The organism is Kocuria atrinae (assembly GCF_039531425.1).
In the GTDB taxonomy this organism is placed as follows: domain Bacteria; phylum Actinomycetota; class Actinomycetes; order Actinomycetales; family Micrococcaceae; genus Kocuria; species Kocuria atrinae.
This window is the reverse complement of sequence record NZ_BAAAQA010000020.1, coordinates 19436-31846: the sequence shown is the minus strand read 5'-3', so window position 1 is coordinate 31846 and position 12411 is coordinate 19436. Positions and strand designations below refer to the sequence as shown.

Here is a 12411-nt window from a genome sequence, read left to right as displayed (position 1 = left end):
GCCCATGCCAGAGGGTGATTCCGTTTACCGGCAGTGCAAGATGCTGCGCGCGGCCCTGCAGGGGCAGGTGCTGGAGTCCTCGGATCTACGCGTGGCCGCGCTGGCGACCACTGACCTGTCCGGGCGCACGGTGGTGGACGTGGTGCCACGGGGTAAGCACATTCTGATCCGGCTGTCCGAGGCCCCCAATGCGGACGACCTGAAGGCCGGCGCCGAAGCACTGACCCTGCACTCGCACCTCATGATGGATGGAACGTGGCGGGTGTTCGAGCGGGCCGGGACGCCTCGAGATGGTGCGGAACGCGGATCAGGGGCGCGTGCGGCGTCGTCGGCCGGGACGTCCCCGGCGGCTCGTGGGAAGCGGGGACGGCAGCCGTACCGCCGCTACGCCAGCGTGCGCTCCCGCGCGGAGGCTCGAACCCCGCTGAGCGCGGACGTGTCGATCGGGCAGGGTTCGCACACGATCCGCGCGATCCTGCGCACGGCCGCCGTGGACGCGATTGGTTACGACGTGAAGGACGTACGACTGGTACCCACGCGACTCGAAGACCAGGAACTCGTGGGCTATCTGGGTCCGGACATCCTTGGCCCCGACTGGGACCTGAACGAAGCGCTGCGCAGGCTGCAGGCTCAACCGGATCGCGCGATCGGCACGGCACTGATGGACCAGAGGAACCTCGCGGGTATCGGCAACGTGTACCGGGTGGAGGTGCTGTTCATGACGCGCACCAACCCCTGGGCGCCCGTCGGTTCCCTTGCGGATGCAAAGCTCACCGAGATCGTGAAGCTGGCGCACAAGCTGCTCAACCTGAATCGCGACCGCCCGCTGCGCTCCACGGTGGGCCACCCTGCAACCGGGCGCCCGCTCTTCTGGGCCTACGGCCACTACGACCAACCGTGCCGCCGCTGCGGCACGCGCCTCAAGCGCGGCGAGATCGACGACGCCGCCCCATCCATTACCGAGCCCTGCGATCCGTCCGCGGTCCAGCACCTACGGCAGATTGCGTGGTGCCCCAGGTGCCAGGGCGAGGATTTGTGACGCGAACCGGTTATGTCGGGAGCACCAGGTGAGGCAACCGCCTCGGAACCACGTGGATCGCGCAGACCTGCCGCCCCACAACTAACGACTGCGGGACAGCTCCTGAAGGCGTTGTAGCCGCCAGTGGGTTCGCACCTGGAGTAGGACCGGATACACATGCAGGAGTAGGCCGAGCCCAAAGATCCAGAGCGCGGCAGGCAGCGAGGCCAGGGCTGCGATTGACGAGGCGACCAGATGAACTGCTGCTCCCCACGTGTGTGCCACGGCGTTGGACCTGACAGAGGCAAGGAGTTCGTCCGCTGGTTGGCGCGTCCCGAGCTGAGGCCTCAGGGAGAGTGCCACACGGTTCCATCGGATGAAATGCAGGAAACGGTTGAAGTGGTCAACTCCCAGTGCTTTGGCGATTCGATTCATCCGATTACTGACGTGGAACAACGAATCTGGGAGTGCCTGACGGAGCTTATCTCCGACGAAAAACGCTCCGCCGAAGGACACCAAAGTGGTGGTCAGAACAAAGGCGAATCCTCCCGCTCCGGCTTCCGACCCCACCACGTAGAGGCCATATCCGGACAGCGCGGTAATCACGAGCGCTGTGATCACTGCGGCTCCTCATGGGACATCGTGAGCTAGTAAACCGGACAAAAGAACGGACCTACAGCGTAACTGAGGCCCGTTCTTTCCGAATCTTGAGTTGATTGGTCAGCGAGTGACCCACGTCCGACCTGTCACCGAGGACCAGTGGGCCACATAGCCGTTGGAGAATCGTTGCTGCACCTCGGTACCGACCCGGTATTCGTCCGTGGTGGGGTAGCCCCAACCGCGCTCGTATCCGGCCTTCTTCCAAGCGTTTCCAATCGCGCCAGTCTCGAGGACCGCGCGAGCGCCAGTTGCAGGCGACCACAGAATCTTGTGAACCGCGCCTCGGGAATTGCGGAAGCTTTGGTAAACGCCGCCGTTGATCAGACCGCCACGTTCGTTCATCGTTGGGGTTCCGACCACGCCGGTTCCACCCAGGGCACTATGGCGAGCCTTGATAGCGCCCTTGAGGGTGTAACCACCGATGGTTTGCGGGGCCGTTGAGTACGAGGGGGTCGTTTTATTGGATTGTGTCGCGACACCTCCGAGAAGACTTCCCGACACGGTGCTGGATACGTCCTTCGGACCCTTACCTTGCGGGAATCCATAGGACACCACGGTGCCCACCAGTCGCCACCCGGATCCGGTGCGGGACAGAGACCCATCCACGTGAGTCAGCCCAATACCGATGACCTTCATCTTCGGATCGGTCAGCACCTTGTTGTGCCCGTGGGAGCCTTTCCACCATTGCACGAGGTCCGTGACCGAGTTCCGGTAAGAAAGAGCATGGATTTCTCCCACCGCGTTGTAACCGGAGGCGCGCGGATCGGTCATGAAGGTATTGCTGTGATTGATGACTTCCTGCTGGACAAGTCGGTTGGACTGCCCCTGGGCGATGCCGGACAGACTCGCCGAATACTTCACCGGAGCCAAACCCTTGGATGCGCGGTGGGCATTGATTTGATTGAGCATGTTCTGTGCATCAGCTGCTCGGGTTGAATCAGACACAGACACGATGTCGTTGGGGGCGGCGTTCGCGGGAACTGTGGCTGTCAGACCGCCAATCATGATGCATGCGGCAGTCGCGGAGGCGAGCAGTCGGTTGCTCGTTTTGCGTTGGGGGGCGGCGTGTTTGGGGGTGCGGTACTTGAACATCAGTATCGGGCCATTTCGTCGTCGGGCGCAGAAAAGCGCGCAGGGACACCCAAGGACCAGATGAAAATGCGCACCAAGAATCTGCGTCAAGAATGCAGTTCTAAAGGAAGAGCACCGCCACCGGAAGGTGGCTGGGGGAAGAGCCATCGTTGATACTACACACATTGACGTTATCTTGTCGTTATTAATGATTTTCTCTGTATTCGCTCTCTTCCCAGGTGAGCGCACGTACCGAAAACCAGTCCCGCCCGGGGCGCGGGCAGCTGAAGCTATTGCGTCAATGAAATGGTCAGAATCGCACTGGCCGACAGGGCCAATCCCACAACTTGAAGCAAGCTTGTTTTCTCGCGCAGAACCAGCATTGCCAGGGCAATCGTGATGGCCGGATAAAGCGAGATGAGAGCGCTGCCAATGGAGAGCAAACCTGCTTGAAACGCGAAGAGCATTGCCCCATTGGCGATGACATCAAACGCGCCAACCATGAGGGCGAGCACAAGAGCTGTTCGCGGAGGAAGTGCCAGTTGCTTGGAACTCAGTGCTGCCACGATGATTGCCATCGAAGCGGCTCCCCTAGCCGCTACGAGTGGCCACAGCCCCGTTCCTTGGGGAATCTGGTCGGTGAAGATGAAACTCAAGGCCATGCCCACCCCGGTTCCGATCGTGAGCCACGCGATCCTCGCGGTGAACGGCCGAGTGGCGGGGTAGGGAAGTTGCGGTTCTCGACTCACCAGCAGGACGGCAACGACCGCCAACCCCACGCCGATGAACGCCCCAGTGCTCAACTGCTCACCCAGGAAAAGTCCCACCACCACGGGCAACACCGTCACGATGACTGCGGTCAGGGGCGAAATCACGTTCATCGGCCCCTGCGCCATGGCTGAATAGAACCACACCGTGGCCAGGGCCATCACGATTCCAGACCCAGCACCCCACAGGAGGGAAGTCAGCTCGATTGGTTGACCGACGAACGGTGCCGCCACGGCAAAGATGATGAATGAGACCGGATAGGCAATCAGAACCACGGACATTGCCCGCGAGTATCGGGAGGCAAGCCCTCCGACAAAATCGCTGGCGCCGTAAGCAACTGCAGAGGTGAGCGCCAGCAGAATCGAGAACACCCGACATCAACCCCTAACTACTTCTCCGGACGCCTTCGCGTATCCGCACTATCACCTAACCAGCCACCGCCGCATGACTACTCGGTGTCAACCGGGAATCGATGGTCATCGACTCCCCCGTCATGGGATGTACGAAAGTCATGGATCGAGCGATCAACTGCATGGGGTTGTCCGGGTCCTCCACGTCGAAATCCTCCCGTGGCACCGGGTACAGCTTGTCCCCTCGCAAGGGCAGCCCTAATGACGTCATGTGCACACGGATCTGGTGGGTACGCCCGGTCAGTGGCCGCACTTCGTAGAGCCCCCACTCACCAGCCGTATCCGAGAAGGAAGTCAGCAACCGGATATCCGTGATCGCGTTGACCTCTCCCGGATCCTCGCGGGCCTGCAACTCCCCCTGCGTCTTGTTGATCCGAGATTCCACGCGCACCGGCTCGGCACCAACGCGATCGTTGAGCGAAGCCACTGCCCAATACGTCTTGGACACCGAGCGCTCCTCGAACATCTTGTGGAACGCCCCGCGGTCCTCGCGCCGCTTGCACAGCAACAGGACACCGCCGGTGGAACGGTCCAGCCTGTGCAGTGCGGAAATCTCATCGTTGGCGAACTGCACTCGCCCGGCCACCACCGCGCTACGACGCACGTTTTCTCCGTTGGGGGTACTGCACAGCCCGTGCGGCTTGTCCACGGCGATGATCCACTCGTCCTCGTAGAGCACGTCCAAGGTGACGGGAGCGGCGTCGTCGTCGGGAATGGGGCGATGGAACCACACCGAAGCGCCAGGAACGTAGGGCGAAGACGGTGTGACCACCGCGCCGTCGTCGGAACGAACGTGACCTGCCGTGACCTCGTCCGCGAACCACTCGGCACTGTCTGGGAAGCGTTGCGTCACGTACGAAACAGCGGTCGCGGGCAGCGAACCAAGGGACACAAGCACCGGATCCGGTGCGCCCGGCCCCGGCATCCGAACCCGTGTGGGACCCACCCCGCGGTCCATGGGCAGGGGCGGTGCCGTGCGTCGTTTCCTCATATCGTGTGAGACCTGCCAGCTACCATTGCCTGGAACCTAACACACCACTTTTGAGGCGGCCCATCGTGACCCAGCAGACCACCGCGGAGCACGTGGTGCTCCTGGATGACCAGCACCAGCCCACCGGCACCGCGCTCAAGTCGGAGGTCCACACGGAGGACACACCGCTGCACCTCGCGTTCTCGTGCCACGTGCTCAACACCAAGGGCGAGGTCCTGGTGACCCGCCGGGCTCTGAGCAAGAAAACCTGGCCGGGCGTGTGGACCAACAGCTTCTGCGGTCACCCGGGCCCGGACGAGCCCTTTGAGGCGGCCATCGCGCGCCGCGCGCAGCAGGAACTCGGTTTGGAGATCCGCGACATCGCCCCCGTGATTCCGGAGTTCAGCTACCGCGCCACGGACGCGTCCGGGATTGTGGAGAACGAGTTCTGCCCGGTGTTCGTGGCGATCACCGATTTCGAACCCGAGCCTGTGGAGTCCGAGGTCGCCGAATACGCGTGGGCCTCACCCCAGGACCTGGCCGGCGCCGTGCAGCGCGCCCCGTTCGCGTTCAGCCCGTGGCTCGTCTCGCAGATCGCCGAACCGGAGTTGCAAGCGCAGCTCGGCTAGGCCGATAGGCTCGCACCGTCCCGTTTTCCGGCTCAGGAGCACTTCCATGTCCGATTCCCCTGCGTACCGCGCCGCCAAAGCAGCGCACTCCGTGGATCACCTGTTCGGCTCCCGCGCCTTCGGCATGCCGGGTACCTACCTGGGCGCCGTGGCCTTCCCGCACCCGCGCATGGGCCCGTGGCACTACTGGTGGCAGGCCCACCTACTCGACGCGTTGGTCGACGCCGCCGCCCGCGAGCGCCGAGCCGGCAGTGATGACGACGCCGCCCGCCTCCGTTCCCGCGCCCACCGACTGCTGCGCGGCATGGCCATCCGAAGCGGTGGCAGGGTCACCAACAACCTGTTCTTCGACGACATGGCCTGGCTCGCCCTCGCCCTGGGGCGTTTGCGCGAAGAGGACCTCCAAGCCACTGGCGCGTGCAGCAAAGATGTACTCAGCGCGGGCAGTTCGCTCATGACCCGCCTCCAATCGGGTTGCGACGACAACCTGGGCGGCGGTACGTGGTGGAACACCACCCGCGACTACAAGAACACCGCCGCCACGGCTCCTACCGCACTCGCGCTGCTGCGCACCCACCACGTGGCGGAAGCCCGCGACCAACTGACCTGGTTGTTCGACACCCTGTGGGATGACGGCCGCGGGGCTTTCCTGGACGGCATCCGCTTGGTCGCCGCCGGTTCCGGCACGGAAACCACTTCCGTGGATCGCGCGCTGTACAGCTACAACTCCGGACCGGTGCTCGGCGCCGTGCTGGAACTGGCAGAGATCACCGAGGACACAGCCGAACGTCAGTCGTGGCTGGACCGCGCCGCCGCCATCGTCCACGGTGCGGCGCAGCAGTTCACCGAAGAAGGCCCACATGACAAGCCCGTCCTGCGCGCTCACGGCGGCGGGGATGGCGGCCTGTTCATGGGGATCCTGGCGCGCTATCTGGGCGAAGCGGCGTCGTCGCCCCTGCTGGCCCCGGATGCACGGGACCTGGCTCGTGAACTGGTTGAAGAGACTGCCGGGGCGCTGTGGGAGGGTCGGCGTGAATTCGACCCCGACGAGGATTTCTCCAAGCCCGGCTCCCGGCGGGAGGAGGGGGAGACCGTGGCCGTCTTCTCTCCCGTTCCGGCGCGCCACGCCAACGAGGCCCAGCGCGTGGGTGCCCCCGTGGAACTCGGCACGCAAGTACAGGCATGGACCGTTCTGGAAGCCGCCGCCCTGCTCGCGTGAGGTTCGGCTGTGCGCTGAACCACCCCGTGAATCCGACTCGCGGCATAGCCCAAAAGGGTGTGCTGCGGTAGAAACACTGTATGAGTTCTGTACGTACTCCGGACCCCAATCCAGGCTGGCTCAGCGAAGAGGATCTCGATCACGCCCGATCGCTGCTGCCCATCGTGTACATCCAGGCCATTCCCGTGCGCTTGGACCCTCTCGGCTGCATTTCCGAGATCGGCCTGCTCCTGCAGGGGACCTCGGAGGGCCACATGGTGCGCACGTTCGTCTCCGGACGCGTGATGTACCGCGAGACGGTACGCGCCGCACTGCTACGGCACCTCGAGAAGGATCTCGGTTCGCTCGCGTTCCCGCAGATGCCATCCTCCACGGTCCCGTTCGCGGTGTCCGAGTTCTTCCCGTCCCCGTCCGAGACCGGCCTAACCGATGACCGTCAGCACGCGGTGGCATTGAGCTACATCATTCCCGTGCGCGGCGAATGCGAGCCTCGCCAGGACGCACTGCAGTTGTCGTGGATGACCCCTGAGGAAGCGCTGTCCGAGGAGGTCCAGGGTGAGTTCGAGGGCGGCCGCGGGGATCTGATCCGCCAGGCCATCGCGCACGCAGGTTGGGGTCGCTGAACCTCACCGACGACGCCGCTCGGTTGCGTTTCGCGCGCTTCCTCGTCCGAAAGCACTCGCCCTCGGACATCTGAGGTCGAGGATCGCAGCTGAACATTCAGGGCAGAGGAACGCGCCTGGAACCCGGCGTTTTCTGCGAACTTGTGCCAGAAATGTCACCGGGGAGCACCGCGCTTCCTATGCGCTGCGCGCCGCCCAGGCAGCGGCGGTGAACCAAATGATCCCGAAGATCACCAGCGTGCCCGCGGAGTAGAACCAGTACTGCGGCACCAGGTAGAAGAAGGCCACGGACTGAGCCAGGAGAGACAACGGAGCGATCCGCCCGGTCTGCGACAGCGCCTGGCGCTCCATCGCACGCTCCCGCTCGTCCGCGGGCTCGAAGGTCTGCACGCGCTCTCGATCCGATGAATCACGCCAGCGGGCCATCCGAGAGGTCAGCCACCAAGCTGCTGCCACGAGCAGCGTGATGAGCGCATTCAGCCAGTTCCCCTGCACCGCAGGGATCATCGCGGCAAGCACCAGAATTGCGATGATCGCCCGGTTCGTCCCGGACACCGACCATCTGCCGCGGTCGGCCGTGAGGCTGTCGCTGTTGTTCAGTTCAGTTCAGTTCAGTGTTCAGGGGGTGCCGGGTCATTAAAGGAGCTTTCCATTCGAATGTTTTGGAACGAGCGGCTAGTCCCTCGGTTCCTCACCATTGGTGGCCTGGCGAATCAGGGGGACCGCTCGGGTATCTGCTTCGCGCTCCGAACGGGACCGGAAGAAGTACACGACCGCCAAACCGCATACCGCACCGATCACGGTTTCCACCGCGCGTGCCTGCAGCAGAGACACCGTTTCCACCGGGTGCACCAACTGCGTCATGAGCAGAGCCAGCGGGGTGATGAACAACAGCGCAATCGAATAATTACGCCCCACAAACAGCTCCGCCAGGAACTGCAGGATGATCACGAACACCACGATGTGCCAGGTTTCCAACTGCATCGACAGCAGGAACGCGGTGACACCCACACCACCCAGCGTGCCGACCATGCGGTGCACCCCGCGCTGCAGCCGTGCACTCAGATCCGGGGCGGCAATCGGGGCCGCGGCGGCAACCATGGCCCAGTAGCTGTGGGACATCCCGCTCATCACGCCCAAGGCACCGGCAACGGAAGTGGCCAGGAAAAACCGACCGGCGTGGGACCACAGCTGAGTGGTGGTCAGTCCGTGGTGAGCGGGAACCGGGGCGATGGGCCCCTGAATTCCTTCCCCCACCCACTTGGCGCCCAACCCGAGCACCACGGAGAGCCCCGCGGACAACGCAGCAATCAGCGCAGCGAGCCACACTGGCGCGGCATCCGGAAGGGAGCCCACGGCACCCACGGCAAAGATGAAGAACAATGATCCGGCCGGTTTGAGATTCAAGCACGCCGCTAACAGGGCGCCCAGACCGGCAACCACGGCGGTGATCCCCAGCGTCACAACCTGTGCGACACCCAGGTTGGACAGCAACGCCCCCAACAGCACGCACACCACCAGGATGAGACCGGCCTGCGACTGGTGCTTGAAGCGATCCCTGATTGGTTCGTTGCGCGCATAAATGGAGGTGAACGCGCCGAACGCCGCGTAGATCGCCAGGTCCGTCCGGTCCAAGGCCAACAAAACCAACAAGGGTATGGCCACGGACAGCGCGATGCGCGCCGCCGGGATGTGATCCCTCTGGGATGGCGGAAGGGCGAAAAACTGGGCAACCGTGCTCACCCGGGTGCGGCCTACCTTTCTGTCTGGAACGTTGAACCGGGCCCATTCTCTCGCAGCTCGCCGGAACCGGCACAATGGTGTGGTGCCTACGCCCAGTACCGAAACATCCAGCGCTCCATTCAGCTTCGAGATCGAGACCCGCCTGCGGGACAGCTCATCCCCCTCGCCAGAACAAATCGAAGGTAACGGGGGCCAGTTCCAGGGCCGCACCGGCACGATCCACACTCCGCACGGCGACATCCAGACACCGGCGTTCATCCCCGTGGCCACCCAAGCCGCGGTCAAGGCCGTGCTGCCGGAATCCATGGCGGATGAGGGCGCTCAGGCCATGCTCGCGAATGCCTATCACTTGTTCTTGCAGCCCGGCGACGACATTCTCGATGCCGCCGGCGGGCTCGGTAAGTTCATGAACTGGCCCGGCCCCACCTTCACCGATTCGGGCGGCTTCCAGGTCATGTCCCAAGGTTCAGGCTTGGGCAAGGTCATCGACATGTCCACGGTCAAAGAACCGCTCGGTGACGACGACGTCGCAAAGGGCCAGGAACGCATGGCCAATGTTGATGACGACGGCGTGTGGTTCCGTTCTTACATCAACGGCGACCTTCACCGCTTCACGCCGGAAATTTCCATGCAGATCCAGCACAACCTGGGCGCGGACATCATGTTCGCCTTTGACGAGCTCACCACGCTTCATAATTCCCGGGGCTACCAGGAGGAAGCCTTGGAACGGACGCGGCTGTGGGCCCTACGCTGCATCGCCGAGCATGAGCGCCTGACGGAAGAACGCTCTCACAAGCCGTACCAGGCGCTGTTCGGAGTGATCCAGGGCGCTCAGTACGAGGATCTGCGCCGCAAGGCATGCCGGGATCTTGCGACCATGGGATTCGATGGCTTCGGAGTTGGGGGTGCATTGGAAAAACAGCAGTTAGGCACAATTGTTCGCTGGTGCACGGAAGAGTTGCCGGAAAATACTCCGAAACATCTTCTGGGAATTTCCGAACCCGATGATATTTTCACCGCCATTGACAACGGCGTGGACACATTCGACTGTGTTTCACCTACTCGCGTGGCCCGCTCCTCGGCCGTTTACTCACCCACCGGACGATTTAACCTGACCAACGCCCGTTTCGCCCGGGACTTCACACCCATCTCCGAAACCTGCCCGTGCTACACGTGCGCCCACTACACTCGGGCATACCTGCGCCATTTGTTCAAGGCCAAGGAACGCAACGCCGCGACCCTGGCTTCCATCCACAACGAGCGGTTCATCCTGGACGTGGTGTCCGGAGCGCGGGACGCCATCAATCAAGGGAATTATTTCGAATACCGAGATGAAACTCTCAGAAATTACTATCAATTGCAATGATCACCTTACTGCTCATCACGCTCAGGCGGTCCCGAATTGTGAAATCTTCCTTCGCAATTCACGGGACACGCCTCCGTGTGTTGTGCGCCACAATCACGGACCTGTATAAACGGGAAATACAACGATCCAAAGGGGTGGTCAGAATGACCGAGAACAAGGACCAAGACGGCGGGGGCTCGGCTTCCACGCCCTCACCAGCGCAGGACGCGGCTGAATCGGGTGTAGGGGAAACGCTCGCTGGCACTCCTGCCAATGAGCCTGTGGACGGCGCATTCAAAGCACCACCCACCGGTGGACTCTCTCTGGTGGATCACCGCGAGGGCGAGCAGGCCGAACAGCCGGCCAAGGGTGTAGTACCCGGCCGGCCTGCATCCGTGGACGAATCCCACGAGGTCACGGCCGGAGGCTACGGCGTGGGCGTTGATGCCAAGTACGTCCCGGCCAGCATGGCCGGACCCACACGTCGAGTGCTGCGCAACATCTCTGAGGTGCGCCACTTCTTCCGCGTCAACGACACACCCGTGTTCTTCGTGGGAGCCACCCCGTTCAACCTTCTGGGACTGGATCGTTGGGTGCGCAACCTCTCCTACATCCCCTTTTACGACGGCTGGGACGGCGCGCACCCGCGCATCTTCACCCCCAAGAACAAGCCCGCGCGTGAATTCGAATCCGGCGAAGACATCAACAACTGGCTTCTGCGCCATCATGAGGTGCGAGCCCTCATCGATTCCCGCACGCCGCGCGGCACCCGCCCCAAGATCGCCTTGGTGTTCTTCAACGAAGAAACCGAGGAAATCTGCGAGGAGCTCGGCTACGACTTGATCCTGCCCAAGGCAGAATTGCGCGAAATGCTGGACTCCAAGTTGATTACCACGCGCCTCGGCAATGAGGTGGGTGTGCCTTCGGTTCCGAATATCCTCACCACGGTGGACTCGTGGGAAGAGCTCAAGAAAGAAACCACCGAGAACAAGCTCGGCACGGATCTGGTCGTGCAGACCGCCTACGGCGATTCCGGCAAGACCACGTTCTTCATCGATTCCGAAGAAGACTGGGACCAGCACAAGGACGAGATCGTTGGCCAAGAGGTCAAGGTCATGAAGCGCATCAACAACTTCCCCGTTGCGGTGGAAGCGGTTCGCACCGATGCCGGGACCATTGTGGGCCCGTTTATGACGGAGCTGACCGGGTACCCCGAGCTGACCCCCTACCGCGGTGGTTGGTGCGGCAACGAGACGTTCCCGGACGTGCTCGACGACGAGACTCGAGCCATTGCCTCGGACATGGTCCGCCGGTTGGGCGACCGCCTGGGCGAGGAAGGCTACATGGGCTTCTTCGAGGTGGACGTGCTCATCGATCTGGACACCAAGGACGTGTACCTGGGCGAGCTGAATCCACGGATTTCCGGGGCCACCTCCATCACCCAGGTCACCGCCGGCGCCTACGCTGACGTTCCGCTGTTCCTGTTCCACCTGCTGCAGTACATGGACGTAGAACTGCAGCTTGACGTGGACGAGATCAACGAACGCTGGGCTGAACTGGCCGCCGTTGATGTATGGAGCCAGGCCGTGGTCAAGGAAATCTCTCCGGGTGTGGCACGCATCGACAAGGCACCCCGCACGGGCCAGTACTTCGTGGATGCTGACGGGGGCCTCGTTTACCGCCGCCCGGCGCTAGACTGGCACCAGCTTCAGAACTCGTCGGAAGTCTTTTTCATGCGGATCTACGGTCCCGGCGAGTTCCGTTGGAAGGGCGCAGATTTGGGCATCATTGTCTCGATCGGGCGGTTGCAGCGTGACACCGGCAATGGCACCGCGCTGAGCATTCGAGCCAAGCACTTGATCGAATCCTTCCGTGACATGTACACCGTGACTCCCCTGGTACGTCCAGCAGGGGCCAAAGGATCCGCAGGTTTGAAGGCCTAGGTTGCTCAGCGA

General features: G+C 62.8%; 12 protein-coding genes. 6 read left to right on the top strand and 6 right to left on the bottom strand.

The features are described 5' to 3' along the window. The first annotated feature begins 4 nt into the window (after positions 1-4). Entirely contained in the window at positions 5-1039 is a 1035-nt protein-coding gene (locus tag ABD283_RS10345) for a DNA-formamidopyrimidine glycosylase family protein (protein WP_344224918.1), read from the top strand. Between the two features lie 81 nt (positions 1040-1120). Here the strand turns inward: ABD283_RS10345 and ABD283_RS10340 are convergent, their stop codons facing one another. The 4 genes from ABD283_RS10340 to ABD283_RS10325 all read right to left on the bottom strand — a co-directional run bounded on the left by ABD283_RS10340 (position 1121) and on the right by ABD283_RS10325 (position 4918). After that, positions 1121-1639 carry a glycosyl-4,4'-diaponeurosporenoate acyltransferase CrtO family protein gene (locus ABD283_RS10340; RefSeq protein WP_344224916.1) on the bottom strand — a complete coding sequence of 173 codons (519 nt, stop codon included), beginning with the start codon at positions 1637-1639 and terminating at the stop codon, positions 1121-1123. A gap of 99 nt (positions 1640-1738) precedes the next feature. Further along, positions 1739-2623, bottom strand: coding sequence for a CAP domain-containing protein (locus tag ABD283_RS10335; RefSeq protein WP_344224915.1), 885 nt, complete (start codon positions 2621-2623; stop codon positions 1739-1741). Between the two features lie 416 nt (positions 2624-3039). Further along, positions 3040-3888, bottom strand: coding sequence for an EamA family transporter (locus ABD283_RS10330; protein ID WP_344224914.1), 849 nt, complete (start codon positions 3886-3888; stop codon positions 3040-3042). Positions 3889-3943: 55 nt separating this feature from the next. Next, positions 3944-4918, bottom strand: a complete 975-nt coding sequence (locus ABD283_RS10325; RefSeq protein ID WP_344224913.1) for a pseudouridine synthase — start codon at positions 4916-4918, stop codon at positions 3944-3946. Between the two features lie 65 nt (positions 4919-4983). Between ABD283_RS10325 and idi the strand changes: the two genes are divergently transcribed. The 3 genes from idi (at position 4984) to ABD283_RS10310 (ending at position 7368) form a co-directional block, all read left to right on the top strand. Then, entirely contained in the window at positions 4984-5526 is a 543-nt protein-coding gene (gene idi / locus ABD283_RS10320; RefSeq protein WP_344224912.1) for an isopentenyl-diphosphate Delta-isomerase, read from the top strand. 46 nt (positions 5527-5572) lie between these two features. Further along, positions 5573-6745 (top strand): glycoside hydrolase family 76 protein, encoded by a 1173-nt coding sequence (locus ABD283_RS10315; RefSeq protein ID WP_344224911.1) that lies wholly within the window; start codon positions 5573-5575, stop codon positions 6743-6745. 80 nt (positions 6746-6825) lie between these two features. Beyond that, positions 6826-7368, top strand: coding sequence for an NUDIX hydrolase family protein (locus ABD283_RS10310; protein ID WP_344224910.1), 543 nt, complete (start codon positions 6826-6828; stop codon positions 7366-7368). A gap of 177 nt (positions 7369-7545) precedes the next feature. On the opposite strand, the gene ABD283_RS10305 is transcribed toward ABD283_RS10310, so the two are convergent. After that, positions 7546-7923 (bottom strand): hypothetical protein, encoded by a 378-nt coding sequence (locus ABD283_RS10305; RefSeq protein WP_344224909.1) that lies wholly within the window; start codon positions 7921-7923, stop codon positions 7546-7548. 120 nt (positions 7924-8043) lie between these two features. Further along, a complete protein-coding gene (locus ABD283_RS10300; RefSeq protein WP_344224907.1) occupies positions 8044-9111 on the bottom strand; it encodes an FUSC family protein in 1068 nt (355 codons plus the stop codon). Positions 9112-9193: 82 nt separating this feature from the next. On the opposite strand from ABD283_RS10300, the gene tgt reads away from it, so the two are divergent. Together tgt and ABD283_RS10290 are read left to right on the top strand one after the other, a co-directional pair. Beyond that, complete coding sequence (gene tgt / locus ABD283_RS10295; protein ID WP_344224906.1) at positions 9194-10477, top strand: tRNA guanosine(34) transglycosylase Tgt; 1284 nt, start codon at positions 9194-9196, stop codon at positions 10475-10477. 143 nt (positions 10478-10620) lie between these two features. Next, a complete protein-coding gene (locus ABD283_RS10290) occupies positions 10621-12399 on the top strand; it encodes a biotin carboxylase (protein WP_344224905.1) in 1779 nt (592 codons plus the stop codon). The last annotated feature ends 12 nt before the right edge of the window (positions 12400-12411 follow it).